The sequence below is a fragment of the Pseudomonas poae genome, from assembly GCF_001439785.1.
In the GTDB taxonomy this organism is placed as follows: Bacteria; Pseudomonadota; Gammaproteobacteria; order Pseudomonadales; family Pseudomonadaceae; genus Aquipseudomonas; species Aquipseudomonas poae.
In genome coordinates this window covers 200,342-225,749 of record NZ_JYLI01000010.1, presented here as the reverse complement: position 1 = coordinate 225,749, position 25,408 = coordinate 200,342, and the positions used below count along the sequence as shown (strand labels likewise).

The 25,408-nt window shown below is 59.9% G+C and carries 28 protein-coding genes; 16 read left to right on the top strand and 12 right to left on the bottom strand.

Going from position 1 to position 25,408, the window contains the following annotated elements; translation table 11 throughout:
* The 3 genes from TU75_RS14445 to TU75_RS14435 all read right to left on the bottom strand — a co-directional run.
* Positions 1 to 245, bottom strand: a 245-nt coding sequence (locus tag TU75_RS14445) for a hypothetical protein (RefSeq protein ID WP_156422782.1), incomplete at its 3' end; no start/stop codon positions are given.
* 198 nt (positions 246 to 443) lie between these two features.
* Positions 444 to 1,913 carry a methyl-accepting chemotaxis protein gene (locus tag TU75_RS14440; RefSeq protein ID WP_003233415.1) on the bottom strand — a complete coding sequence of 490 codons (1,470 nt, stop codon included), beginning with the start codon at positions 1,911 to 1,913 and terminating at the stop codon, positions 444 to 446.
* Positions 1,914 to 2,010: 97 nt separating this feature from the next.
* Positions 2,011 to 2,817, bottom strand: coding sequence for a TatD family hydrolase (locus TU75_RS14435; protein WP_060549294.1), 807 nt, complete (start codon positions 2,815 to 2,817; stop codon positions 2,011 to 2,013).
* Between the two features lie 235 nt (positions 2,818 to 3,052).
* Here TU75_RS14435 and TU75_RS14430 point away from each other — a divergent pair, with 235 nt between their 5' ends.
* The 3 genes from TU75_RS14430 (at position 3,053) to TU75_RS26585 (ending at position 5,577) form a co-directional block, all read left to right on the top strand.
* The gene (locus tag TU75_RS14430) at positions 3,053 to 4,474 is read left to right on the top strand and encodes an MltF family protein (protein ID WP_060549293.1); all 1,422 of its coding nucleotides are present in this window, start codon (positions 3,053 to 3,055) and stop codon (positions 4,472 to 4,474) included.
* 100 nt (positions 4,475 to 4,574) lie between these two features.
* Complete coding sequence (locus TU75_RS14425; RefSeq protein ID WP_003233408.1) at positions 4,575 to 5,009, top strand: DoxX family protein; 435 nt, start codon at positions 4,575 to 4,577, stop codon at positions 5,007 to 5,009.
* Between the two features lie 259 nt (positions 5,010 to 5,268).
* Positions 5,269 to 5,577, top strand: coding sequence for a hypothetical protein (locus TU75_RS26585; RefSeq protein ID WP_081602876.1), 309 nt, complete (start codon positions 5,269 to 5,271; stop codon positions 5,575 to 5,577).
* Between the two features lie 4 nt (positions 5,578 to 5,581).
* Here the strand turns inward: TU75_RS26585 and TU75_RS14420 are convergent, their stop codons facing one another.
* The 3 genes from TU75_RS14420 to TU75_RS14410 are packed head-to-tail and all read right to left on the bottom strand — an operon-like array spanning position 5,582 to position 8,976.
* Positions 5,582 to 7,312 carry a GldG family protein gene (locus tag TU75_RS14420; RefSeq protein WP_060549292.1) on the bottom strand — a complete coding sequence of 577 codons (1,731 nt, stop codon included), beginning with the start codon at positions 7,310 to 7,312 and terminating at the stop codon, positions 5,582 to 5,584.
* A gap of 15 nt (positions 7,313 to 7,327) precedes the next feature.
* Complete coding sequence (locus tag TU75_RS14415) at positions 7,328 to 8,053, bottom strand: ABC transporter permease (protein ID WP_060549291.1); 726 nt, start codon at positions 8,051 to 8,053, stop codon at positions 7,328 to 7,330.
* Positions 8,050 to 8,976: an ABC transporter ATP-binding protein gene (locus tag TU75_RS14410; RefSeq protein WP_060549290.1), complete on the bottom strand. Its 927-nt coding sequence runs from the start codon at positions 8,974 to 8,976 to the stop codon at positions 8,050 to 8,052. Before TU75_RS14410 ends, TU75_RS14415 begins: the two co-directional genes overlap by 4 nt.
* Before the next feature lie 246 nt (positions 8,977 to 9,222).
* Here TU75_RS14410 and TU75_RS14405 point away from each other — a divergent pair, with 246 nt between their 5' ends.
* Entirely contained in the window at positions 9,223 to 10,215 is a 993-nt protein-coding gene (locus TU75_RS14405; RefSeq protein ID WP_003233402.1) for a hypothetical protein, read from the top strand.
* Positions 10,216 to 10,342: 127 nt separating this feature from the next.
* Positions 10,343 to 10,816 (top strand): transcription elongation factor GreB, encoded by a 474-nt coding sequence (greB, locus tag TU75_RS14400; protein WP_003233400.1) that lies wholly within the window; start codon positions 10,343 to 10,345, stop codon positions 10,814 to 10,816.
* A gap of 45 nt (positions 10,817 to 10,861) precedes the next feature.
* Here greB and TU75_RS14395 read toward each other — a convergent pair whose 3' ends face one another.
* Both TU75_RS14395 and TU75_RS14390 read right to left on the bottom strand, forming a co-directional pair.
* Positions 10,862 to 13,372: an ABC transporter permease gene (locus tag TU75_RS14395; protein ID WP_060549289.1), complete on the bottom strand. Its 2,511-nt coding sequence runs from the start codon at positions 13,370 to 13,372 to the stop codon at positions 10,862 to 10,864.
* Entirely contained in the window at positions 13,372 to 14,055 is a 684-nt protein-coding gene (locus TU75_RS14390; protein ID WP_060549288.1) for an ABC transporter ATP-binding protein, read from the bottom strand. Before TU75_RS14390 ends, TU75_RS14395 begins: the two co-directional genes overlap by 1 nt.
* Before the next feature lie 10 nt (positions 14,056 to 14,065).
* On the opposite strand from TU75_RS14390, the gene TU75_RS14385 reads away from it, so the two are divergent.
* From TU75_RS14385 to TU75_RS14375, 3 genes are all read left to right on the top strand, one after another.
* Positions 14,066 to 14,671 (top strand): arylesterase, encoded by a 606-nt coding sequence (locus TU75_RS14385; protein ID WP_003233395.1) that lies wholly within the window; start codon positions 14,066 to 14,068, stop codon positions 14,669 to 14,671.
* Between the two features lie 58 nt (positions 14,672 to 14,729).
* A complete protein-coding gene (locus TU75_RS14380) occupies positions 14,730 to 15,023 on the top strand; it encodes a hypothetical protein (RefSeq protein WP_003233393.1) in 294 nt (97 codons plus the stop codon).
* Between the two features lie 112 nt (positions 15,024 to 15,135).
* Positions 15,136 to 16,104 (top strand): L,D-transpeptidase family protein, encoded by a 969-nt coding sequence (locus TU75_RS14375; RefSeq protein ID WP_003233391.1) that lies wholly within the window; start codon positions 15,136 to 15,138, stop codon positions 16,102 to 16,104.
* A gap of 194 nt (positions 16,105 to 16,298) precedes the next feature.
* Here the strand turns inward: TU75_RS14375 and oprI are convergent, their stop codons facing one another.
* Complete coding sequence (oprI, locus tag TU75_RS14370; protein WP_003172710.1) at positions 16,299 to 16,550, bottom strand: outer membrane lipoprotei OprI; 252 nt, start codon at positions 16,548 to 16,550, stop codon at positions 16,299 to 16,301.
* A gap of 607 nt (positions 16,551 to 17,157) precedes the next feature.
* On the opposite strand from oprI, the gene TU75_RS14365 reads away from it, so the two are divergent.
* A complete protein-coding gene (locus TU75_RS14365; RefSeq protein ID WP_003233387.1) occupies positions 17,158 to 17,439 on the top strand; it encodes a GNAT family N-acetyltransferase in 282 nt (93 codons plus the stop codon).
* Between the two features lie 58 nt (positions 17,440 to 17,497).
* On the opposite strand, the gene TU75_RS14360 is transcribed toward TU75_RS14365, so the two are convergent.
* Positions 17,498 to 18,574: a 3-deoxy-7-phosphoheptulonate synthase gene (locus tag TU75_RS14360; RefSeq protein ID WP_015371605.1), complete on the bottom strand. Its 1,077-nt coding sequence runs from the start codon at positions 18,572 to 18,574 to the stop codon at positions 17,498 to 17,500.
* Between the two features lie 189 nt (positions 18,575 to 18,763).
* On the opposite strand from TU75_RS14360, the gene TU75_RS14355 reads away from it, so the two are divergent.
* The 5 genes from TU75_RS14355 to cysB all read left to right on the top strand — a co-directional run bounded on the left by TU75_RS14355 (position 18,764) and on the right by cysB (position 22,619).
* Positions 18,764 to 19,099 carry a YbbN family protein gene (locus TU75_RS14355; RefSeq protein ID WP_003233385.1) on the top strand — a complete coding sequence of 112 codons (336 nt, stop codon included), beginning with the start codon at positions 18,764 to 18,766 and terminating at the stop codon, positions 19,097 to 19,099.
* Positions 19,096 to 20,049 (top strand): putative 2-dehydropantoate 2-reductase, encoded by a 954-nt coding sequence (locus TU75_RS14350; protein WP_060549287.1) that lies wholly within the window; start codon positions 19,096 to 19,098, stop codon positions 20,047 to 20,049. The genes TU75_RS14355 and TU75_RS14350 overlap by 4 nt, the downstream gene beginning before the upstream one ends.
* Before the next feature lie 16 nt (positions 20,050 to 20,065).
* A complete protein-coding gene (locus tag TU75_RS14345) occupies positions 20,066 to 20,971 on the top strand; it encodes a 5'-nucleotidase (protein WP_003233380.1) in 906 nt (301 codons plus the stop codon).
* Between the two features lie 68 nt (positions 20,972 to 21,039).
* The gene (locus TU75_RS14340; RefSeq protein ID WP_003233378.1) at positions 21,040 to 21,540 is read left to right on the top strand and encodes a universal stress protein; all 501 of its coding nucleotides are present in this window, start codon (positions 21,040 to 21,042) and stop codon (positions 21,538 to 21,540) included.
* 104 nt (positions 21,541 to 21,644) lie between these two features.
* The gene (gene cysB / locus TU75_RS14335; RefSeq protein WP_003233376.1) at positions 21,645 to 22,619 is read left to right on the top strand and encodes an HTH-type transcriptional regulator CysB; all 975 of its coding nucleotides are present in this window, start codon (positions 21,645 to 21,647) and stop codon (positions 22,617 to 22,619) included.
* A 5-nt stretch (positions 22,620 to 22,624) separates the two neighbouring features.
* On the opposite strand, the gene TU75_RS14330 is transcribed toward cysB, so the two are convergent.
* Together TU75_RS14330 and TU75_RS14325 are read right to left on the bottom strand one after the other, a co-directional pair.
* Positions 22,625 to 23,107: a GreA/GreB family elongation factor gene (locus TU75_RS14330; protein WP_003233374.1), complete on the bottom strand. Its 483-nt coding sequence runs from the start codon at positions 23,105 to 23,107 to the stop codon at positions 22,625 to 22,627.
* A 5-nt stretch (positions 23,108 to 23,112) separates the two neighbouring features.
* A complete protein-coding gene (locus tag TU75_RS14325) occupies positions 23,113 to 23,478 on the bottom strand; it encodes a hypothetical protein (RefSeq protein ID WP_060549286.1) in 366 nt (121 codons plus the stop codon).
* A 132-nt stretch (positions 23,479 to 23,610) separates the two neighbouring features.
* Here TU75_RS14325 and earP point away from each other — a divergent pair, with 132 nt between their 5' ends.
* Together earP and TU75_RS14315 are read left to right on the top strand one after the other, a co-directional pair.
* On the top strand, positions 23,611 to 24,744 hold the full coding sequence (gene earP, locus TU75_RS14320) for an elongation factor P maturation arginine rhamnosyltransferase EarP (RefSeq protein ID WP_060549285.1): 1,134 nt from the start codon (positions 23,611 to 23,613) through the stop codon (positions 24,742 to 24,744).
* A gap of 49 nt (positions 24,745 to 24,793) precedes the next feature.
* A complete protein-coding gene (locus tag TU75_RS14315; RefSeq protein WP_003233368.1) occupies positions 24,794 to 25,366 on the top strand; it encodes an elongation factor P in 573 nt (190 codons plus the stop codon).
* The last annotated feature ends 42 nt before the right edge of the window (positions 25,367 to 25,408 follow it).

Below are 25,408 nucleotides of genomic sequence, written 5' to 3'. Positions count from 1 at the left end.
GAACCCTGGGCCGGGCAGGTCGCGACAACAGCGCTTGGCGTGCGCGAAGACACCGGCGCACTCAGCGTGACGTCTTCGCCGACGTTGAAGACTTGTTCAAGCTCCAGCGCCGAGCCGCTCCAAAAACGCTCGGCCCAGGTGTCGAAGGTGTTCAGGCAATCGCGAAAGTCACGAAAAACGCTTTCGACGTCTGGTGCCGTGGCGTCCATTGGCGTCAGCACCAGCTTGGCAATGACCGGAATCATGAAACAGCCCCGTAACCGGGGGCTTTAGCCAGCAAATCCATCTGCAGTCCCTCGCACTGTGTGATCAGGCGAAGGACTTTGCAGAGGTTGGGAGATAAAAGAAGTCGGCGTTATTCGTGGGGATAGCTAGGAAATTTCGCCAAAGCTTCAAGGTAACTGAGGTCCGGTTGTAGGAACCGGATTACGGGTTGAATAGCCTTACAGCTTCAATTGCCCAATCGCCTTGCTCAGCTCACCTGCGAGCGTCGCCAGCTCACTGCTGGTCGTGGCCGAACCCACCGTCTGCCGCACGGTGTTTTCGGTCACATCGCGAATGCTCACCACCGCGCGGTTCATTTCTTCGGCGACGTGGCTTTGCTGCTCGGCGGCGACGGCGATCTGCGTGTTGCTCTCGCGCATCTGCGCCACGGCGCGGGTGATGTCGGCCAGTGCGGCGCCAGCTTCCTGGGCTTGCTGTACGCAGTCGTCGGCCTTGAACGAGCTTTCCTGCATGAAGTCCACCGCGTCACGGGTGCCGGCTTGCAGGGCTGACACCATGCCGGTGATTTCGTCGGTGGAGCTTTGCACGCGTTTGGCCAAGTTGCGTACTTCGTCGGCGACCACGGCAAAGCCACGGCCCATTTCTCCGGCGCGGGCGGCTTCGATGGCGGCATTCAGCGCCAGCAGGTTGGTTTGTTCGGCGATGCTGTGAATGACCCCGACCACGCTGTTGATCTTGTGACTGTCTTCGGCAAGTTTCTGGATCATTTCGGCGGTTTGCTGCACGCCGGTGGACAGCCCGGCAATCGAATGCTGCACACGGGTGACCACGGCCTGGCCGCTGCCGGCGAGGGTGTCGGCGGCCTGCGACAGGTCGCGTGTGGCGCCGGCGTGCTGGGCAATATGGTGAACGGTGGCCGTCATTTCATTGATCGCGGTGGCGGCCTGGTCGGTTTCGCTCTGCTGACCGAGCATGCCGTGCTGCACTTCATTCATGCTGCTGGCCAGTCGTGCAGCGCCTTCGTCCAGTTGCCGGGCGGTGTTCGCGACGGTATTCACCACCCGTTGATAGCCAGCCTGCATGGCGTTAAAGGCACTGGCCATCTGCCCGACTTCGTCCTTGCATGCCAGCGGCACGCGCGCCGACAGGTCGCCGGTTTTCTCCACGTGCAACATGATGTCCTTGAGGGTGTTGAGCTGGCTGAGCAGGAAGCGGATCAACAGTTGCGAGGCGCCCAGCATCGCCAGCATCAGAATCGCCACCGCCGCGGCGTAGCGGGTGAAGCGTTCGCTCAGCACCTGGCTCAGGCTGGGTGCATGGGCCAGAATGGCTATGTGTTGGCCATCGACGCGGTTGATCACTTCAGCGCCGGTCAGCGGGTTTTCGCCGAACAGCGGCTCATGTTTCAGTTCGACCCAGCCGCTGGCGCCTTTCAAGGCTGACAGATCCTGTGGGATTTGATCGTCGGTAAACGTCAGCCATGACTCGCCGGAAGGCAGCGGCTTATCGGCAGGCCAGGCGCTGAGCAAGCGACCTTGCGCCTGCGCCGAAGCCTGGGACGCCTGGCTGCGCGCCTGTTGCTCCAACTGCACGGCGTACAGCACCAGCAGCAGGGTGGTGATGAAGGCGACCGCGTTGACCGCCCAGAATTTGTATTTCAGCGAGATGTTGCTAAGCCAGGCACCCATGGAAGGTTTTCTCTGATAGCGGAAACAGCATTGGCAAGGTGCCATTATTGTGCCGCTACTCAGCAACGCCTTTGTTGATATGGGTCAATGCGCCGTATCACGCCACGACGGCTAATCCGAAAAAGGCGCGGGCGCAGGCGGTGCTGTGTCGGGCCAGGTCTTCAGCGCTTTCGTTACGGTGCAGGGCGACTTCGCGCAGCACCTCCGGCAGATAAGCCGGTTCATTGCGCCCGTTTTTCGGCTTGGGCCGCAGCGTGCGCGGCAGCAGGTAGGGCGCGTCGCTTTCCAGCATCAGACGGCCACGGGGGATTTCCCTGACCAGCGGATGCAGGTGCGTCCCACGGCGTTCGTCGCAGATCCAGCCGGTGATGCCAATGTGCAAGTCGAGGTCGAGGTAGCTGAACAGCGCCGCCTGTTCGCCGGTAAAGCAATGCACCACGGCAGCGGTGAGGTGGTCGCGGTAATCCTTAAGGATCTCCAGCAGGCGTGTGTTGGCGTCACGCTCGTGCAAAAACACTGGCAGTTTCAGCTCCACAGCCAGTGCCAGGTGTTCCTCGAAGACTTTTTCCTGCTGCGGGCGAGGGGAGAAGTCCCGGTTGAAGTCCAGCCCGCATTCACCCACGGCACGCACGCGCGGTTGGCCGAGCAACCCGCGCAAACGCTGGGCGCTGTCGCTGTTCCAGTCGTTGGCGGAGTGGGGATGAAGGCCTGCGGTGCTGAACAGGTGTTGCCCGCTTTCGTCGAGTGTCTCGCACAGCTCCAGCGCCTGTTCGCTGCCCTCGACGCTGGTGCCTGTCAGCACCAGTTGCTGCACGCCGGAAGCATAGGCGCGCTCAAGAACGGCCTGGTGCTTCCCGTCGAAACTTGGGTTGGTCAGGTTGACGCCGATATCAATGAGTTGCATGGTGCTATCTCCGCCTTTGGCCGGAAAGCATATCAGAGCTGTAGATTTATAAGAAAATCTAAGAACTACAACAGGTTATAGCTGTCTTTGAACGTCACTCGCGACATTGTGATGGGCGCGCCGCCTCTCATCCTGTCGCCATTGCGTGCAAAGCCTGCGCATAAAGCGCTCTGTTTCTGACCTCCAGCACCGCGCTTTCATACCGGAGCTGGCCAGTATTCTTTCCGGAGAGCGGATGATCCGACCCTCGGCAATGCTTGTGATGTGCTTGACGTTGCTGATGCCATTGGCGGCCGTCGCGCGTCTGGATGGGCCGGTGGAAGTGATCAAGCCCGGCAAGGTGCGAGACCTCGCGCAAATTCGTTCCAGTCGCACCCTGCGCGTGCTGGTCAACCAGAGTCGTAACAGCTCCGGCGAGGTGCAGGGGCAGGCCATTGGCGTTGAATATCATCGCCTGCGCGCCTTCGAGCAATACCTCAATGGCCACGCCCGTGATGGCCAGGAAATCAACCTCAAGATCATTCCCAAGGCCAAGGACCAACTGCTCGGCGCGCTGGCCCGTGGTGAAGGCGATCTGGTAGCGCCCGGCGAACTGCTGGACGTGAAGGCCGCGCACAAGATCAGTACCAGCGACCCGATTGCCAGCGATGTGCCGTTGTGGCTGGTCGGGGTCAAGGGTGAACGACGCTTTACCCGGCTTGAGCAGTTGTCCGGCCGCACCTTGACGCTCACCACCGGCAGCGCGGCGGCGGACGCGATCAGCCAGGTCAACCAGAAACTGGCTCTGCACAAGCAGGCGCCGATCAAGGTGGAATGGGTCGATCCGAGCCTGGCCGTGGAAGATGTACTGGAAATGGTTCAGGCCGGGATCTTCCACCTGACCATCGTGGAAAAACCGATTGCCGAACGCTGGTCGAAAATCCTGCCCCGGTTGCGTTTCGATAAACAGGTGGTCATCAGTGAACCCGGCGACGAGTACTGGTTCGTCCGTCAGGATGCCTCCATGCTGCGCGCCAGTATTGACCGCTTTCTCAAGACCTACCGAACCCCGGCCGATCAGGACGTGGCGTTCCAGCGCATCTATCGTCGTCTCTACCAGGTGCGTAATCCATTGGCGCGTGCCGACCGCCAGCGCCTGGAGAAACTGCGTCCGATCCTGCAAAAGCATGCGCAGGAACAAGGCATGGATTGGTTGAACCTTGCCGCGCTGGCGTTCAAGGAATCAGCGCTGGACCCCGGCGCGCGCAGCAGCGGCGGCCCTACCGGCCTTATGCAGATCACGCCATCGGCGGCGCAGCGGGTGGGCGTGAATAATATCGAGAGCCTGGATAGCAATGTGCAGGCGGGCGCGCGTTACCTGGCGATGATCCGCCGCAAGTTCTTCTCCAGCCCCAAGCTCAACGAGCGTGAGCGCATGGCCTTTGTGCTGGCGGCCTACAACATGGGGCCGGAGCGTGTGCAGGGCATGCGCACCGAGGCGAAACGCCGTGGGCTGAATCCTAATCAGTGTTTTTTTCAGGTAGAACGCATTGCCATGGAGCAGGTGGGGATGGGCGGCGTCAGCTATGTGAATAGCGTCAACAAATATTACCTGGCGTTTGATCGAGAACGGGAGTCACTGGAGCCGCGCGCGGCGAAAGTCGCCTCACGCAAATAATCGATTTTATAGATGCTTAGAGTGGGTTTTTTCGACTTTTAACATTATTTAAACTGATTAATATAGCGGCCAACCCCCTACCCATAAAAGGATTCCTCCCATGAGCCCACTGATCACACGCGTTCTGTCTACCCGCGCCGGCTACGGCCTGACGATTCTGCGCGTCTTTGTCGGCATCGTTTTTGCGGCGCATGGCTCGCAGAAACTCTTCGGTTGGTTTGGCGGCGGTGGCCTGGCGGGTACGGCGCAGTTCATGGAGAGCGTCGGCCTGGCACCTGGCACGCTGATGGCCCTCCTGTCGGGTGGCACCGAGTTCTTTGGCGGCCTGGCGTTGATCATCGGTCTACTGGCACGCCCTGCAGCATTGGGCCTGAGCGTTCTGACGCTGGTGGCGATTTTCTCGGTGCACATCCATAACGGCCTGTTTATGGCCAACAACGGTTATGAGTTTGCCCTGGCCTTGCTTGGCGGCGCGCTCGCGGTGTTGTTGGAAGGGGCGGGCAAGCTGTCCGCTGACCGCGCCATCACCCGCTGAGGCCTGCTTTAGCCCTTTCAAAAGGCCCGCCATGTGCGGGCCTTTTGGTTGCTCGGGATTCTTGACACTGCCCCATCGGCTTCTCTAGGATGCTGCTCATGCGCCGATTTAAACAGCTAATTGCGGGGCGCCACTGGACTGAATGCAGTCCGACAGAACCTTGCACTCAGCAGCAGCCAGGGTTCGAAATACCGCTAAAGCGCTGGTTCGGTGTTGCCTCTCACCTGCCCGCAGACTTTTGAGGCAGAGACACGACACGATGAATGCACCACGCCCCCTTATACGCCTGGCTCCGATTACTGCGGACCTGACCCAGCGCAATCCGAAAATTCTCCTCGGCGGCAAGCATCAGCCAACGCTCCTTCGTTACCTGGACGGCTGGCCGCGCCGTACGGGACGGCCTTCGGCGTTTCTCATCCAGTTTGTGGAAGATGGCGATCCCCTCTCGCGGTTTGCGAACAACAGCTTTGACCTGGCGGTTATTCAAGCACCTAGTGCGGATGACGCTCCTGAAGTGATTCGCCAGTTGACACGTATTGCCAGGCAAGGATTGATTGCGCGTCGCTGACTGATCAGTAAGCGGCCGCTGCGTGGGCTGAACGGCGTCGACGCTGGTGCAGCGAAAGTGCCCAGGCAATCAGGCATAGCGGTAGCGGCACCGCCAGGACCATAAGTAATACCAGCTCTCGCTCCAATCGCACGACCTGCGCGTAGGCCTCGACCTTCAATGTGTGCATTTCAAAGGGTAGGCGCAGGCGTTCTTTATTGAGTGCCTGCAGTTGGACAGTGGTATCCACCGCTTGGGTAATCACGCCGGCAGTACGCGGATTTTGTTGTCGCCACGCCTGATCCGTGCGCGCAAACCTTCGTTCAAGTTCGCCGGCTTTCTGTAAATAGATTTGTGCGGCGGCCTCGCGCATTTGCGTCAGCAGAGGGGGCGTCGGGCTCTTCCTTGCGCGCGAACGAATGTTCGCAAGTGCAGTGGGTGCAGCCAGGCTGTCCAGCGTATTCAAGACAAACTGCACGTTACTGTTGGGCGTTGCACTGACGACGGTGTCTGTGAGCAGATCGGTGTCCGCGACCACCGCGATCTGGATCCGCGCTGCATCTTGCAGGCCGGCGGGCTGACCCTTGATGCCGCTGGGAAATACCGAGTAGGCGGGCCCTTCGATGCGGGCAGCGATCACTTGGGACTGCATGGGCGCATTCGCTTCATCGAGTGGTTCCAGCGCAAGCGCGGAATCAAAGCGCCGGGTATCCAGCAATATTGAGCGCTCTGAACTCTGCAGCAGCGGTGTCAACGTCGCATGGCTTTTGCGGATAAGGGACAGTGCGCCGCTGCTCGACACGGTTACTGAGCTTAGATTCCAGCTGCTTGTGTCACGGGGGTTCATGCCCTGGCGGAGCACGTTCAAGCGGGCGGCCTGTTGTACCGTGTTTGTTAAGGTGGACGAGGCATAGACGTTATCGATCAGTAACTGGTCGCTGGGCATCTGAATGCCCCAGGCAGTAAGCATTTCATCTAGCGCGGAGTCCGCCGGTGCTGGGGCCGATGCAGCCTCGCTTAACGGATCGAGAAAAATCATCAGCTTGCCGCCCCGCAGAACAAATTGTTCAATCGCATAGAGCGCGCCCTCGGGCAGCAAACGGGGGTGCGCCACCATCAGTGTCTCAATGGAGGACGGAATCTGGTCGGTAGTTGGCGACAACTCCATCAGCTTGAAATGCTTGTGCATCTGCTCAAGCAACTGTCCGGCAATGGTTTGAAGTTTCAACCCTGACAGCACGCCAACGGTCGGCGGTTCGGAGCGCGACAATGTGTGGATCAAGTGGCCGATCTCATATTCAAGCAATGCCTCGTGCTCAGGGCTGAATGTATTGATACGCTGAGTGCCGATGCCCTCGCGGGCGGCGATGAGTCCGAGAAAACCCTGTTGGCCGTCAAGGCCGTACAACGCGGCTTTGTAAGCGTCTTCCGAATAAGGAGGCGGGTCAATGATGTGCAGATTGAGCATGCCTTTCGCCGCCTTTTCGTACTGCTTGAGCAGGTCTTTCACACGTTCGCCATAACGGTTCAATACCTGGCTTCTTCTCGGGTCATTTCTTGAGTTGAAATAATACAGGTCGATCGGGCTTTCCAGTGTGGCGAGCAACTGCCTAGCGGGTAGCGATAAGGTGTGGATTTTTTGTTGAGAGGCGTCCCAGCGGATATCGGGGATGTATTTGACCCACACCAGGTTAAAGGCCAGAAACAGCAATGATATGACGATAAGTGTCATACCTGTACGAAGAGCGGATCGCATACGTTACTTCGCTTCTCAACGGCTTTTATAAGTGAGCGTGACCGTAGATGCCGATACAAAGGCAAGGATCATGCTAATAAAGAATAAACTGTCACTCAGTGTCAGTTTTCCATTATCAATAGTGTCGAAGCGTGAGAGCGGATCAAGCGAGATTAAACTGTCAATGACCCAGATCGGCATTTGATGTTCAAGCGCCTCAATTACCGAATAAATGCCGCTGACGGAAAGTAGTAATCCTAGGGTTAACAGGAAAATAACCACCTGTTGGCGGACCAGCGTACATATGAAACAGGCTGCGGATAAATAACTCCCTGCCAGCAACCAGCTCGACAGAAATTGTGAGCGGATAACGCTGTTGTCCGCCGCGCCCAGGTGATTGGCGATGAGCACGATGGGAAACATCAGCATCAGGACAATGCCGCACACGAACCAGGCGGCCAGGAATTTGCCGAACACACACTCGAATGGAGTAATGGGCAGGGTTTTTAGCAGCGTGTGAAAGCCTGCATCGTGTTCGTCCGACCATAGCTGGATCGATAGCGCTGGAGTCAGTATCAGGTACAGCCAGGGATGCAGCTGGAAAAAGACCTGCAAGTCGCTGCTGTCCCGCTCAAGCCACTGGCCCACGTGCAACCCCAGTGTCGCGCACAGCACCAGAAAAACCGCAGCACTCAGGTAAGTGCTGGGCGAGCACCCATACCGGGTGAGCTGATGCATGAAAATAACCGGAATCTGTTTCAAGGACGCACCTCCTGACTCAGGTGGTGAACGACATCATTCAGGCGACCCTGCTCCAGGCTCAGCGAGGTGATATGCCAGCCGCGGCTGGCAATGAGGGCGTTGATATGGGGATAGATGGTTTGTCCCGGCAGGGCGAGCACAGTTACCGTACCGGGCGCATGCTGGTCTTCTTCGATGCCTGCAACACCGGGTAAAACGGCGAGCGCCAGTAAGTCCAGCGGTGTTTGCGCAGCCAGGGTTACCGCATGGTAGTGCCGGGAGTTGCGCTGCAACTCGGGCAGCGGTGTGTCAGCCACCAGTTGGCCGTCTGCCATAACCAGTGCGCGCGTGCAGAGTGTGGACAGTTCGTCGTAGCGGCGAGAGGCAATCATGATGGTCATCTCGTCGCTCAAGGATTTGATGAGCATTTTGAATTGGAGCAATTGCTCGGGTGACATGCCCTCAGTCGGCTCATCCAGCAGCAACAGGTGAGGTGTATGCAGGACGGCCTGGGCGATGGCAACTTTGCGCTTCCATGGCATGGGCAGTACGGCCAGTGGGGCGTCCATCACAGGAAATAATTCCAGTCGCGTGGCGGCTTTATTTATCCGCTCGCGCTTTTCCGCGCCGCTGAAACCGCGAACGGCAGCAATGAAGTTGAGGACGCTTTTGACCGACATACGGTGATGATTGAGGTCACCCTGAAGTTGATAGCCGACAGCTTCCCGGACTTGATACGGATGAGTTTGAGCATTGAAACCTGCAACGCTGATTCGCCCGCCCGACGGAGTCGACAAGCCGGCGATCAAGTTCAACAGTGTCGTCTTTCCCGCACCACTTTCCCCGAACAGACCAATGCATTCCTGGCGTTGAGCGCAAAACGAAAGGTTATGAATCAGTTTTCTTTTGCCCAAGTACTTTGTAATACCGTCTATCTCGAGCATGTTCTTACCGAATAGTTTTACAGAATCTGATATAGGTGATGCCGTTCTGGCATCGTTCAGCGCCTGAAAAAGGGTACGGTTAAACCTGATGCTTGGGAACGTGGGGGTGAATCAATAAGATAAGTCCTACGTCCGGCTGCCTGGCTAACTGAAACAATAAATTGACTGTTGGCTCGTCAATGACCGGATATCTGTCTGGTGTTTACTTATATAAGGTTTGCTCTTTTTCAGTGAGGCCTGATTATCATGATGCTGTTACGTACCCTTGTTCTTGAACATGGCGAGCAGGGAGGGCCGGTCAACGGCGCACTCCTGTGTGGGTTTGCCGTGGCGCAGATTCAATCCAACTTCCTGGTCTACAGTCTCGACGAAGAGGTGGAGCCCGGAAATTCCAGAGTCTATATTGCAGCGTTGCGTAAAAAAGCCGACCGTCACTTCCTGAGTGGCGTCGAGTCCACTGACGACCTACAAGTGGCCATGCAGGTGTTCAAACAAATTCTGATGACGGCAGCGGCCTCTGCAACCAAGGCCGCGTCTGTTGAGAGCACGGTCCCGTATCATTTCATTGATATGAAAGGTTGCAAGCTGCCTCCCGCCAGGCCCGAGGATCATCACTCGATGATCATCAAGAAGGCTCTGGTGATGAAGGTCATTACCCTGGGTATTTCTGCGCCAGTGTTGCCGGCGATAGAAAATGCTTCATTGATCGTGCCGTCCATTCGCTTCTCGTCGCAAATGGTCTCGCCTCCCAGAATTGCAAAACCGTCCAGGCAGGCAGCAGAGCCGTTGAGCGAGCCTGCCGTTAACCTGCCTTTGCAGGCTACCCCCGCACTGGCGCAAGTCTCGACCCAGGTTGAGCCCACACCGGTTGCTCAATTTGAGCCTGATGAGTCGGCGTCGCGCCAACCTCCTGTGCAGTCGGAACACGCCACGCTGGTTGAGGTGGACAATACGCTGACCAATCTGGCCAAGGTCGCTCAGGAGCTGGCGCAGAAGCAGCTCGCCGTTGTCGAGCGAGAGCAGATGCTTGAGCAGTGGGAAGCTCGATTGCAACAGGCGCAGGCCGCGCATGATGAAAAAAACCGTGATCTGGAGCAGCGCGAAACACAACTGCACCAGCGAAATCTGCAGGTTGACCAGAAGGCCGGACGACTCTCGCAGGCGACAGCACAGGTGTCGGACATGCGACAGCACCTGCAGGATGTGCTCCTTGAGTTGGACCGGTCCCTGGACAGCTAGCCCGGAGCCAGGATGTTCTCTCACGTGCTTTCCACGGTTCATTTATCATCTGCCCTTGCCGGTCGATGCCAGGGCATGAAGCTGTGGCATATCGGCACCATTGGACATTGCCTGGGGATGCAAGGGTTTGAGTACCAAGCTGATTACCAAAGAAGGCCACGAAGCGCTGAAGAAAGAGCTGGATTACCTCTGGCGGGAAAAGCGCCCGGACACCACACGCAAGGTGACCTGGGCTGCTTCCTTGGGGGATCGCAGCGAGAACGCGGATTACCAGTACAACAAGAAACTGCTGCGTGAGATTGACCGACGGGTGCGCTATTTACGCAAACGCCTGGAAGACATGCGCGTGGTCGAGTACATGCCTGAACAGGAAGGGCGGGTATTTTTCGGCGCGTGGGTCGAGATCGAGAACGAGCAGGGCGAGACCAAGCGTTTTCGTATTGTGGGCTATGACGAGATTTATGAGCGGATGGACTATATCTCCATCGACTCACCCATGGCCCGTGCATTGTTGCGCAAGCAAGTCGATGACGAGGCCATCGTGCAAACCCCGGGCGGCGAAGTCTGCTGGTGGATTACCGCGATCGAATACATGAAGTAGGCATTGATGGCCCGCCGTCTGTAAGGACGGCGGGCCATCGAGTTTTCAACCTTCGCGTAATACCGTCAATGGGCTGGCATTCAGCGCCCGGCGTGTGCCGAATACGCCGGCGCCGCCGATCAGAACCGCGCCGATCACCGGCAGCAGCAACAACCATGGGTGCGGTTGCCAGGCCAGGTCAAAGGCGTAGCGATACAGCACCCAGGTAACCAGTTCGGTGCCCAGCGCCGCCAGCACTCCACTGACCGCCCCCAGCAAACCGAACTCGATGCGCCGCGCCTTCACTAGCAACTTGCGTTCCGCCCCCAGCGCACGCAACAACGCCCCTTGGCGAATCCGCTCATCGAGGGTGGCCTGCAAGCCGGAAAACAGCACCGCCATTCCCGCCGCCAACACAAACAGCAATACGTATTCGACGGCCAGGGTCACCTGGGCGAGGATGCTGCGCAGCTGCTCCAGCAGGGCTTCGACCTGTAGGATGGAGACGGCCGGGAAGGCGCGGGACAGATCGACAACCTGCTGGTCATGGCCGGGCGCCAGGTAGAAGCTGGTCAGGTAGGTTGCAGGCAGGTCCTTCAGAGTGCCAGGCTGGAAAATCATGAAGAAGTTGGGCTGGAAATTATCCCAGTTGATGGTGCGCAGACTGGTAACCCGTGCCTCGCGGTTTTCCCCTGCGATGGTAAATACCAGATGGTCACCGAGCTTGAGCTTCAGGCTTTCAGCGACCTTGGCTTCCACCGATACCCCCGGCACGTCATCCGTGGGTTGCGACGACCACCAGGCGCCCGCCGTCAGGGTATTGCCCGGCGGGAGGTCGGCGGCCCAGGTCAGGCTGAGGTCACGCTGCACGGCGCGGTCGCCACTGGAGTCCTTGCTGACAATATCCTGCACCGCCTCGCCATTGATGCTGATCAAGCGGCCGGGCACCACCGGATACAAGGGCGCCGATTGCGCCTGCACCTCCATAAGGCGGGCGCTGAAGGCTTCCTTGTCGGCGGGCAGAATGTTCAACGCGAAATAATTGGGCGCGTCCTTGGGCAACTGGTTTTGCCAGGTGTCGAGCAGCTCGCCGCGCAACAGGGCGATCAAGCCCATGGACAGCAGGATCAACCCGAACGCCAGCGACTGGCCCGCCGCCGCCAGCGGGTGGCGCAACAATTGGCCCAGGCCCAGGCGCCAGGGCAGGGAGGCGCGGGCCAGAAGGCGACGCAGGCTTTGCAATAACAGCAGGAGCAGACCGCCGAGGATCAGCGCAGCGACGACACCGCCGCCGAGCAGGGCGAAGGTGAGGACAAGGTCCAGGCTCAGCCGCCACATGATCAGGCCAAGGGCAAACAGGGCGGCGCCGTACACCATCCAGGTGCTGGAAGGAATCGGCAGCAGGTCGCGCCGCAATACCCGCAGCGGTGGCACGCGGCCCAGCGCCGCCAGGGGAGGCAGGGCGAAGCCGGCGAGGGCGACCAGCCCGGTGCCGATACCGGCCACGGCCGGCAGCAGCCCGCCGGGCGGCACATCGGCCGGCAGCAGGTCGTGCAGGAAGTAGAACAGGCCAAACTGCGCCAACCAGCCCAGCAAGGCGCCGGTCAGGCTGGCCAACAGGCCCAGCACGCTCAGTTGCAGGCTGAACAGCAGCATCGCTTCGCGACGTGACAGCCCGAGACAGCGTAGCAGCGCGCTGGCATCGAAACGGCGACTGGCAAAGCGGTTGGCCGACAGCGCTACCGCCACGCCCGCCAGCAGCACGGCGACCAGGCTGGCCATGTTCAGGTAGCGCTCGGCCTTACCCAGCGCGCCGCCGATCTGCTGGTTACCGTCGCGCGAATCCTGCAGACGCTGATTGGCCGCAAGGCCGGGCTTGATCAGGTCGCGATAGGTTTGCAGCGCGGTGCTGCCTTGCGGTGCGCGCCACAGCTCGCGATAGCTCACGCGGCTACCGGGCTGTACCACGCCCGTGGCGTCCAGATCGGCCAGGTTGATCATTACTCGCGGCGTGAGGCTGTAGAAATTGCCGGCGCGGTCTGGCTCGTAGGTCAGGATGCGGCTCAGGCGCAGGGTTTTCATGCCCACGTCGATGCTGTCGCCTACTTTCAGGTCCAGCGCGGTCAGCAGCCGCGCCTCCACCCAGGCTTCACCAGGCTTCGGCTCGCCCCCGGAGGTTTCATCACCGAAGGGCACGGCAGCGCTTTTGAGTTGGCCGCGCAACGGATACTGCTCGTTGACCGCCTTGATGCTGGAGAGCTGGATACCGTTGTCGGTGGCGATGACGCTGGAGAACTCCACGATGCGCGCGTGATCCAGGCCCAGTTCGGTGCCGGAACGGATTTGCTCCTCGCGTGCGGGTGAGCTGCCCTCAAGCACCAGGTCGGCGCCGAGAAACTCGGTGGCACGCAGCAGCATCGCGCTATTGAGGCGTGCGCCGAAGTAGCCGATGGCTGTACTCGCAGCCACGGCCACCAACAGGGCGAAGAACAACACGCGCAATTCACCGGCGCGGGCATCACGCAGGAGTTGACGCATGGCAAGGCTGAACAGACGCAACAGCGGCAAACGTGCCATCAAGGCTCCAGTGGCGCGACCATCAGGCCGGCTTCAAGGCGGATCAGGCGCCGGCAACGGTGGGCCAGGCGTTCGTCATGGGTGACCAGCACCAGGGTCGTGCCGTTCTCTTTATTGAGTTCGAACAGCAGGTCGCTGATGCGCTCGCCGGTGTGGCTGTCGAGGTTGCCGGTGGGTTCGTCGGCAAACAGTATGTCCGGCTCGGCGGCGAATGCCCGTGCAATCGCAACGCGTTGCTGCTCGCCGCCCGACAGCTGGCGCGGCGAGTGGGTGAGTCGCTGGCCCAGGCCGACGCGTTCAAGCAAATGCCTGGCGCGCTCGCGGGCGTCCTTGCGGCCGTCCAGCTCCAGCGGCAGCATCACGTTTTCCAGAGCATTGAGGCTGTCGAGCAATTGGAATGACTGGAATACGAAGCCCACGTGCTCGGCGCGGATGCGCGCGCGCTGGTCTTCGTCGAGTGTGCTCAGGGCTTGCCCGGCGAGGGTGACTTCGCCACTGCTGGGCAGGTCGAGGCCGGCCAGCAGACCCAGCAGGGTGGATTTACCGGAACCGGAGCTGCCGACGATAGCCAGGCTATCGCCCTTGTTCAGTTCCAGGCTCAGTTCGTGCAGGATAGTCAGATCACCTTCCGCGCTGGGAACCACTTTGCTGAGGTTCCGCGCGGTGAGAATGCTTGCGCCCATGGAGAATCCGATGCGAATGTGGTTTTTGAGTGCTGGCCTGGCCTTGATGTGCATGGCCCAGAACGCAGCGGCGGGTACAGTCCTGATCGTTGGCGATAGTATCAGTGCCGGTTTCGGACTGGATACCCGCAAAGGGTGGGTGGCCCTGCTCGAGCAGCGGCTCAAGCAGGAGGGTTTCGACGATAAAGTGGTCAACGCTTCCATCAGCGGAGACACCAGTGCCGGAGGCCTGGCGCGGCTGCCGGCGGCGCTTGCAGAGCATAAGCCGGACGTGGTGGTGATCGAGCTTGGTGGCAACGATGGCCTGCGCGGACAGCCGCCAGCGCAATTGAAACAAAATCTTGCGTCGATGATCGAGCAGTCCAGGGCCGGCGGTGCCAAGGTGCTGCTGCTGGGCATGCAGTTGCCGCCCAATTACGGCCCGCGATACACCACGGCGTTTGCCGAAGTCTATGGCACGCTGGCCAAGGAAAAAGACATCCCGCTGGTGCCGTTTTTCCTTGAAGGGGTGGGTGGTCATCCCGAGCTGATGCAGGCCGACCAACTGCACCCGGCGGTCGCCGCCCAGGGCAAGTTACTGGAAAATGTCTGGCCGACGCTCAAACCGCTGCTTTGACGCTTTTCTACCGGCAGGCTTTCGGCTAAGGTGGCGCCCCCCTGATCTGGAGCCCCCGATGTCGCGTCCTGCCTGGTCCCTGTTTAACTACCAACTGATCGAGCCGGACGAGCAGCTGGACCTGTTTGCCTGCCAGGAAGTGCGGGTGCATCTGGTGGCGCGTCAATTGGAGTTGGGCGGCTCGATCGATCGCACGCTGTGCGGCACCTTGTTGCCTGCGCAACCGCGCTGGTCATCGGTGGATCGGACGGTTTTTCAGGACCAGCGCCTGTGCCCCCTGTGCCGGGCGATCCTCGAATCGCAGAAGCGCGGCACGCCGCCGATCTGGCCCGAGCTGCGTTTTGAGTTATAGAAGCAGCTGCAAGCTGCGAGCTATAAGCTGTAAGCTAGCGGCTGAAGCTTTGCAACTTATGGCTTGAAGCTGCTTCTGAAACCTCCCCGTCGTTCTGCGAAGGATTTACCGGATGTTGTCGCGCCTCTCCGTCGTCACCTGCTGCCTGTCTCTTGCTGCCCTCTGCGCGGCCGGTTCCGCAGCGGCGTTGCAGTTGCCCTTGCCGCCGCCAGGCGAAGACATTGTCGGCCAGGTCCAGGTGATCAAGGCCAAGTATGAAGATACCTTCGCCGATCTCGGTACCACCTACGACCTGGGTTACTCGGAGATGGTCGCCGCCAACCCAGGGGTGGATGCGTGGTTGCCGGGAGCGGGCACCGAAATCGTGCTGCCGACCCGCTTTATCCTGCCGCCGGGACCTCGCGAAGGTATTGTGATCAACCTGGCGGAGTACCGTCTCTACTACTTCCCCAAGGGCCAGAACGTGGTCTACACCTTCCCGTTGGGGATTGGACGTGAAGGCTGGGGCTCGCCGATTGCCCACACCAGTATCATCGCCAAGACGCCAAATCCGACCTGGACGCCGCCCGCGTCGATCAAGGCCGAGCACGCCGCCAATGGTGATCCGTTGCCCAACGTAGTGCCAGCGGGGCCGGACAACCCCCTCGGGCCGTTCAAGTTCACCCTCGGCACTCCCGGTTACCTGATCCACGGCTCCAACATGAAGTTCGGCATTGGCACGCGCACCAGCCATGGCTGCTTCCGCATGTTCAACAACAATGTGCTGGAAATGGCAGACATGGTGCCGGTGGGCACGTCAGTGCGCATCATCAACGATGCCTACAAGTTCGGCAGCAGCGGCGGCAAGGTCTATCTCGAGGCGCATACGCCGCTCAACGATGACGGCACGCCGTCGGTGGTCGACAAGCATACGGCCGTGATCAATGCCCTGCTCAAGCGCGAAGACTTGGCCAATACGTTGCGGGTGAACTGGGATCAGGTGCGTGACGTGGTTGCCGCAGAGGACGGCCTGCCGACCGAGATCGGTGTGCCAGGCGGGGCACCGGTGGCGTCGAGTGCGCCCATCGACCTTCAGCAGTAAAAAACCATGTGAGATTGGGCTTGCTCTCTATCGCGCTGGATCAGCCACCCAATGCAGTGCCTGATACCCACCATCGGGAGCAAGCCCACTCCCACATGGGGGCCGGTGTACGTCCAGAGCCTTACACAGAAAATCCGGGCAATAAAAAAGCCGACCCAAACATGGATCGGCTTGATAACAACCCCGAAGGGTTATTACTTGCGGCTTGCTTTTTCAAGCATGCGCAGAGCGCGCTCGTTAGCTTCGTCAGCAGTCTGTTGTGCTTTTTGAGCAGCAGCCAGCGCTTCATCAGCTTTACGGTAGGCTTCGTCTGCACGAGCCTGGGAGCGAGCTGCTGCGTCTTCAGTTGCAGTCAGACGAGCTTCGGTTTCTTTGGAGACGCTGCTGCAACCGGTAGCCAGAACTGCGGCCAGAGCCAGAGCAGAGAATTTCAGAACGTTGTTCATCGTGTTCCCCTTCAAGGACTTTCTATTAAATGGCTACTGTCTCAGAGTGAGCTAATAGCCGGCGTACATACTACCCATTACTTGTAGTAAGTAAACTGACGTTGCGCAAGAAGCAGAAAAAATTCTTGCGCGGAATCTGTTCTGGCGGGTCAGGGGGCGGTTCGTATAACAAATGTTCGCTGTTTTACAGTCCGCTTAACATTGGATCCAGCCTGGAAGGGCCGGCCCGCATGCTTCGAGCCAGGTACATAGATGAAATTTTATATATCGAGCCTGGCACTTTCGTGCAGCCTGCCTTTACCGTCGGCAGCATCTTTCTCTCATGTAGAGGTGACTTTAAGAGCAGCAGTTCGTCTTAAGGTTCAACTGTCGGCGTTGTTCGGGCTTTCGGTCGCAGGTATCGAAGCCCATTCTATATCCGCCCAGGGCAGGGGATGACGAGCGCGCCTTGAGCGATGCAGGTTGGGTGCCTACTATTCCCAGGTGCAGGTGTGAGCGCCAGAGGTTTTCTCGTTGTCGAAATCGGCAGGGGATGGCGTAGATGTTTCTTCGCCGGAAAAACATCGGTAAGGTAGGGGTCAGAATCAAAGACCCGCGAGGAGTAGTGATGAGCGAGGCGTTGTCCATCCACCATGACCAGGCTGGTCATCAGTTCGAGACCAATGTGGACGGTCATCGTGCCTACCTGACCTACATGGATCTCGGGAAGCAGACCCTGGATATCTATCGCACCTTCGTGCCGAATGCGCTTCGTGGTCGTGGCATCGCGGCAGCGTTGACTGAAGAGGCCCTGAAGTTCGCCGAAGAGTCCGGCTACACCGTGATCCCATCGTGCTCCTATGTGGAGCGCTACATGGAACGCCACCAGCGCCACGCCGCCAAACTCTGAGCGAGCCGCATAAAAAACGCCGGGAAAAGCCCGGCGTTTTTGTGTGCGCAGTTCAGGTTCAGGTGCGTTTGCGCTGGGGCAATACGTCCTTGAGCTTGGCATGCATGCTACGCAGAGTGGTCTCGGTGGCAGACCAGTCGATGCAGGCGTCGGTAATCGACACGCCGTATTGCAGGTCGGCCAGGTCTTTTGGAATCGCCTGGCAACCCCAGTTCAGATGGCTTTCGACCATCAGTCCGATGATCGACTGGTTGCCCTCGAGGATCTGGTTGGCGACGTTCTCCATCACCAGCGGTTGCAGGGCCGGGTCCTTGTTGGAGTTGGCGTGGCTGCAGTCAACCATGATGTTCGGCTTGATCTTGGCCTTGTTCAGCGCCTGCTCGCACAGCGCAACGCTGACCGAATCATAGTTGGGCTTGCCGTTGCCGCCGCGCAGCACCACGTGACCGTAGGCATTGCCCTTGGTGGTGACGATGGACACGCCACCTTCCTGGTTGATGCCCAGGAAACGGTGCGGGCTGGACACCGACTGCAGTGCGTTGATCGCCACAGTCAGGCCGCCATCGGTGCCGTTTTTGAAGCCCACGGCCGAAGACAGGCCGGACGCCATTTCCCGGTGAGTCTGGGATTCGGTGGTCCGCGCGCCAATGGCCGACCAGCTGATCAGGTCCTGCAGGTACTGCGGCGAGATCGGGTCCAGCGCTTCGGTCGCGGTAGGCAGGCCCATTTCGGCCAGGTCCAGCAGCAACTGGCGACCGATGTGCAAGCCGTCCTGGATCTTGAACGAGTCGTCCAGGTATGGATCGTTGATCAAGCCTTTCCAGCCGACGGTGGTACGCGGCTTCTCGAAATACACGCGCATTACCAGGTACAGGGTGTCGGACACCTCTGCCGCCAGCACCTTGAGGCGCTCGGCGTATTCGTGGGCAGCCTTGAGGTCGTGGATCGAGCAGGGGCCGATCACCACGAAGAGGCGGTGGTCGGTGCCGTCGAGAATGTCACGGATGACTTCGCGGCCCTTGGTGACGGTCTGCAAGGCAGCGTCGCTCAGGGGGATTTCGCGCTTGAGCTGATCGGGCGTGATCAGGGTCTCGTTGGATTCGACGTTCAGGTCGTTGATCGGTAAATCAGCCATCGTGTTACTCGTCAGGGTCACGGGTGCCGGCCGCCAGCCATCCCCGTGCGGCGGAGCACAGCATGATTTGGATGCAAGGGGGGAGGAACCTTAGCGCGTAACCGGGCTGCGCGACAATGGGCAATTGTGCGCCGCGCGGGCCGTCCTGATAGTGTATGGCCTGGTCGACGCCCCCCAACTGGAGATTGTGTGGAAGAGTTGCAGCTGTCCGATTTCGATATTGATCGTCAATTGCTGACGCTGCCGGGCGCGTCGCTGCTGATATTCACCGGCGCCGGCTGCTCCAGTTGCCGCTGGGCGCGCCAGCAGTTGCCGGGCTGGCCTCTGCCTGTGGCACGGTTATGCTGGGTCGACGCCGGGCACAACGGTGGCGCGGTCGAGCGCTACCAGATCTTTCATTTGCCTGCGCTGTTCGTGGTGTGCGACGGTCAGTTCCTTGGGCAGATTCATGCCCGTCTTGCGCCCGCCGACATCAGCGAAGCCGTCACAACAGCGCTCACTCGCACTCCGGAGGATTTGCCATGACAGCACAGTCGCCACGTATAGGCATTATCGGCACCGGCGCCATCGGCGGTTTTTACGGCCTGATGCTGGCCCGCGCCGGGTTCGAGGTGCACTTTTTGCTGCGCAGCGAATACGCCGCCGTCAGAGACCGTGGACTGCACGTCAACAGCAGCCTCCATGGAGCATTGAAACTGCACCCGGTGCAGGCCTACGCCAATCCCGCCGACATGCCGCCCTGCGACTGGCTGTTGGTGGGCACCAAATCCACGGGCAATGTCGAGCTGGCGCCCACCCTGGCGCAGGTGGCGGCGCCAGGCGCGAAGGTGGTGCTGCTGCAAAATGGCCTCGATGTGGAAGACAGCCTGCGCGAACACTTGCCGGCCTCACTGCATCTGCTCGGCGGCCTGTGTTACATCGGTGCGTACCGCTCCGCCCCTGGCGTAATCGAGCATCAGGCACTGGGCCGGGTCAACCTGGGTTATCACAGTGGCACGGCGGCCAATGACGAGGCCCTTCAGCAAGTAATCGTGGAGGAGGGCGCCGCGCTGTTCCACCAGGCGGGTATCGAGTCCCAGGCCATGGCCAGTGTGCACCTGGCGCGCTGGCACAAACTGGTGTGGAACGTGCCGTTCAACGGTCTTTCGGTGTTGCTGGGCACCGGCACCACGGCGCTGATGGCGGATGAGTCCAGCCGCGAGCTGATTCAGGCCCTGATGGTCGAAGTGATCAGGGGCGCCCATGCCTGTGGTCACGATATCCCGGCCAGTTATGCCGGGCAGATGTTCGCCATGACCGAAACCATGGACGATTACTTGCCCAGCATGTACCACGACCACCTGCACAAGCGCCCACTGGAGCTGGCGGCGATCTATGCCCGACCACTGGCGGCCGCCAGGGCTGCTGGCTGCGAGCTGCCGCGCATGCAGGCGTTGTACCAGGCCTTGAGTTTTATTGATCGGCATAACCGCTGATTCGGGAGAAGAGCCTATGACGAAGGGATTGGGCGACAAACTGGTGCTGGCGATTTCATCGCGCGCGCTGTTCGACCTGAGCGAGAGCCACAAGGTGTACCTCGCGGAGGGGGTTGAGCCTTACCGCAAGTACCAGATCGAGCACGAGGAGGAAATCCTCGAACCCGGCGATGCTTTTCCGCTGGTGAACAAGTTGCTCAGCCTCAATGCCAGCCTGGGCCGGGCCCGGGTTGAGGTGGTGCTGGTGTCGCGCAACAGTGCCGACACTGGCCTGCGGGTATTCAATTCGATCCAGCATTACGGTCTGGACATTTCCCGCGCCGCTTTCGCAGGCGGGCGTAGTCCCTATCCTTATCTGGCCGCCTTTGGTTGCCATCTGTTTCTATCCACCCACGCTGAAGATGTGCGCAGTGCCCTCGATGCCGGGTTCGCCGCGGCGACGATCCTGTCGGGCGGCCCGCGTCGGGCCATGAGCGAGGAGCTGCGCATCGCCTTCGACGGCGACGCGGTGCTGTTTTCCGATGAGTCCGAGCGGGTCTACCAGACCGGCGGGTTGGCGGCGTTCCAGGCCAATGAGCGCGAGTCGGCGCGCCAGCCGTTGCCTGGCGGCCCGTTCAAGGGGTTTCTAGCGGCACTCAATTTATTGCAGCGCGAGTTTCCTGACGAAGCCTGTCCGATCCGCACCGCGCTGGTCACCGCGCGTTCGGCGCCTTCCCACGAGCGGGTGATTCGCACCCTGCGTGAATGGGATATTCGCCTGGACGAGTCGTTGTTTCTGGGTGGTTTGGAAAAAGCAGCGTTCCTCGAAGCGTTCGCCGCCGATGTGTTTTTCGATGACCAGGCCGGTCATTGTGAGAGGGCAAGGGAGGTGGTGGCCACCGGGCACGTGCCACACGGCATCAGCAACGAGATCAAGGTGTGACCCGGCCGAACTCCGCGCCGCTGCTAAGCTGAGTCAATCTTCGCCATCCTGGCAGCCCAGGAGGTTCTATGATTCGTTCAATGCTGTACGCCACGGACCTCGGCCTTTACGCGCCTTACGTGATGCAACATGCGCTGACGTTGGCGCAGACGTTCAAGGCTGACCTGTATGTGATCCATGTGGTCGAGCCCATCGGGTTGTTCGCCGAGTCGGTGTTGCAAAGCTACCTGGACGAGCAAGCCCTGAGTGAGTGGCAGAACCAGGGGCTGACCAAGGTGATGGCTACCATTGAGCAGCGTGTGCTGGACAGTTTTCGCGAGGAGTTGGGGGACGGGGAGCAGGACTTGAAGGTCATCCGCTCGGTCAAGGTGATCCAGGGTGATCCCTGCGACGTGATACTCGACCAACTGCGCAAACTGTCCGTCGACCTGCTCATCCTGGGCAGTCACAGCCATGCAACAACAGCGGCGACGCCTCTGGGACGCACCGCGACCCGGGTATTGCAGCTGTCGACGGTTCCCGTTTACATGGTGCCGTCGCTGCGGCGCCGAAGCCGCGAAGAAATGTGATCGCTGCAAGTTAATAAAAAGTTCTAGATTTATCTGTCTGACCTTTAATATAGTTATATAACGTCGCTGATACCCGTGGCGTCTATCTGCTTTGAGGGACACATATGAAGCTCCAACAACTGCGCTACATCTGGGAAGTGGCGCACCACGACCTCAACGTTTCCGCTACCGCTCAAAGCCTTTACACCTCGCAACCGGGTATCAGCAAGCAGATCCGCCTGCTCGAAGACGAGCTGGGCGTGGAGGTGTTCGCACGCAGCGGCAAGCACCTGACCCGCGTCACTCCCGCCGGCGAGCGCATCATCACCACCGCCGGCGAGATCCTGCGCAAAGTCGAAAGCATCAAGCAGATCGCTCAGGAGTTCTCCAACGAGAAGAAGGGCACGCTGTCCATCGCCACGACCCATACCCAGGCACGCTATGCCTTGCCGCCGGTGATCCGCGACTTTATCAAGCAGTACCCGGACGTCTCGCTGCACATGCACCAGGGCTCGCCGATGCAGATCGCCGAGATGGCCGCTGACGGCACCGTTGATTTCGCGATTGCCACCGAAGCGCTGGAACTGTTCGGCGACTTGGTGATGATGCCGTGCTACCGCTGGAACCGTTGCGTCGTGGTGCCCCAGGGCCATCCATTGGCCAAGCTGCCGAAGTTGACCCTCGAAGCTCTGGCCGAATACCCGATCGTGACCTACGTGTTCGGTTTCACCGGCCGCTCCAAGCTCGACGAGGCCTTCAGCCATCGCGGCCTCACGCCAAAGGTGGTCTTCACCGCCGCCGATGCCGACGTGATCAAGACATACGTGCGCCTTGGCCTGGGCGTGGGGATCGTGGCAAAAATGGCGGTCGACACCCAGCTCGACAAAGACCTGGTGGTGCTCGATGCCAGCGAGTTGTTCGAGTCCAGCGTGACCAAAATCGGCTTTCGCCGTGGCACCTTCCTGCGCGGTTTCATGTGCGACTTTATCGAGAAGTTTGCGCCGCATCTCACCCGTGAAGTCATGGCCAAGGCCATTCAGTGCCACAACAAACAGGAGCTGGAAGCGCTGTTCGACGGCGTTGAACTGCCGGTCCATTAAAGCGGTTATCTGGCCTCGGTAACCGTGAAGTGTTGCCGGGCGCCTGCTACCAGAATCTCCACCTCATCCCCTTCGAACTTGCCCAGCAGGCTTTTGCCCAGGGGTGAGCGCGGGGTGATGACGGTCACCGGTTGCCCGACCACATCCACTTTCAAGCCCGCCGCATCCGGTGCGAGAAACAGCCATTGCTGGCGCCCGTTCTCGTCTTCCAGGCCCAGCAGCGCGCCGACCTCCACCCCCCGCTGATCATCGTAGGGCCGCAATGGCAGGTTCTGGCACAGCGCCAGCGATTGTTTGATTTCCTCGACCCGCCGGGCTTGTCCGGCCGCCAGGTAGGACGCCTCCAGACCCAGGGTGTCGTACTTGTTCTCGGCGATATTTTCTTCGTGGGTCGCGGTTTCGTAGGCGGTCTGCGCGGCGCGCTGGGCGATATCCAGGTCGACGGCGAGTTTGTCCAGAATCAGCTGGAGCACGGCGTGTTTATTCATGGTGATCAGTCGCAGAGTTGCAGCACATTGGCGCGGGTCTTTTCAGTGGGCGCATTCTGGTCCTGTTGCAGCCAGAACTGGCATTTGGGGTTGGACAGGTTGCGCGGGTTGCTGCGCGCCTGCTCCAGGGTCTGTTGTTGTTCCTGTCTCTGCAGGTTCTGCTGGTACTGCTCGAACATGCGGTTGGGCGGCTCCGGCGCAGCGGCCGGTTTGCCCAACTGTTGGACCGCCTGGGCCACAGGCGCGAGGCTCTGCGGAAACAGGTAGCGGGACGCCAGCCAGGTAGTCAGCACAATGGCGATGAACCCCAGCCACACGCCCAGGGCAATGGCGATACAGAGCTTGAGCAGCGACAACGGACGATCAGTCATGGTGGCCTCCCGGCGGGCATTGACGGCGTAGCGGCGATTGTCGCACAGCCACTGTGCAGAATAATCGCGATCAAGCCTTCTGCATCCGGGCATTTATGCGGACAATCGAGCCTTTGAGCCCTGGAGCCCGGAATGAAAGCCCGCTGGGATATTTTTTGCAGTGTTGTCGACAACTACGGCGACATCGGCGTGACCTGGCGCCTGGCCCGACAGTTGGTGGCCGAACATGGGTGTGATGTGCGCCTGTGGGTCGATGACTTGCGCGCCTTCGAGCGCATGTGCCCCGAGGTTGACGTGCAACTGAGCCAGCAATGGCAAGCGGGCGTGGACGTGCGCCATTGGCCGGCCGACTGGCCGGAAACGTCGGCAGCGGATGTGGTGATTGCCGCGTTCGCCTGTCAATTGCCGCCGGACTATATGGAGGCCATGGCCGCCTGCGCACGCACGCCGTTGTGGATGAATCTGGATTACCTGAGCGCCGAAGACTGGGTGGTGGGGTGTCATCGGCTGCCTTCAGTGAAGTTCAAAGGCGTGCAGAAGTACTTCTTTTTCCCCGGCTTTCGTCCGGGCACCGGTGGCCTTTTGCGTGAGGCCGGGTTGCTGGTCCAGCGTCAGGCGTTTCAGCGGGATGCCGCTGCCCGGGAAAGCTTCCTGCAGGATATGGGCGTATTTACCGCCGCTGATGCACGATTGATCTCGCTGTTCGCCTATGAAAACGCCGGTCTGGCCGGTTGGCTCGACGTGTTGTCGACGGACGGGCGTGCCACCCATCTGTTGGTGCCGCAAGGGCGCATCCTTGGCGATGTACAGCGCTGGCTCGGCGTGGAGGGCCTGGCAGTGGGGGCTGTGCATCAACGCGGCGCGCTGACCGTGCAAGTGTTGCCGTTCGTGCCCCAGGCGCACTACGACCGGCTGCTGTGGTGCTGCGACTTCAATGCGGTGCGCGGCGAGGACTCGTTCGTGCGTGCGCAATGGGCCGGGCGCCCGTTGTTGTGGCACATCTACCGTCAGGATGAGGACATTCACCTCGACAAGCTCGATGCCTTCCTGGCGCTGTACACCGCCGCGTTGTCACCGGCCGCCAGGGCTGCATTGATTACATTGTGGCAAGTCTGGAACACCGAGGGTGATATGGCCCAGGCATGGAAAAAACTGCTGGAACACTGGCCTGAAGTCAGCCGACACGCCGAATCCTGGTGTCTGGAACAAGGCTTGCAGGCCGATCTTGCGACGGCGCTGGTACAGTTTTATGAAAGTTGGATATGATACGCCACCTTGAATTTTGTAAATCCCATCCAAATTTCGGATATATGCAATGAAAACTGGTAAAGAACTGAAACCCGGTACAGTGATCCGTCTCGAAAACGACCCTTGGCTGGTTCAGAAAGCTGAGTTCACCAAGTCTGGTCGTAACAGCGCCATCATGAAGACCAAGCTGAAGAACCTGCTGACCGGTTACAAGACCGAGATCGTCTACAGCGCCGATGACAAACTGGACGACGTGATCCTCGACCGCAAGGAAGCGACCCTGTCGTTCATCAGCGGCGACACCTACACGTTCATGGACACCACCGACTACACCATGTACGAGCTGAACGCTGAAGACATCGAAGCCGTTCTGCCGTTCGTGGAAGAAGGCATGGACGACGTCTGCGAAGCCATCTTCTTCGAAGAGCGCCTGGTTTCCGTAGAGCTGCCGACCACCATCGTGCGTAAAGTCGCTTACACCGAAGGTTCCGCTCGCGGCGACACTTCCGGCAAGGTGATGAAGCCCGCCAAGCTGGCCAACGGTACCGAGCTGCAAGTAGCTGACTTCATCGAAATCGACGACCTGATCGAGATCGACACCCGTGAAGGTGGTTCGTACAAAGGCCGCGCCAAGAAGTAATTCCGGCCCCGCCGCTGTAACAAGCCCGACCTTGCGTCGGGC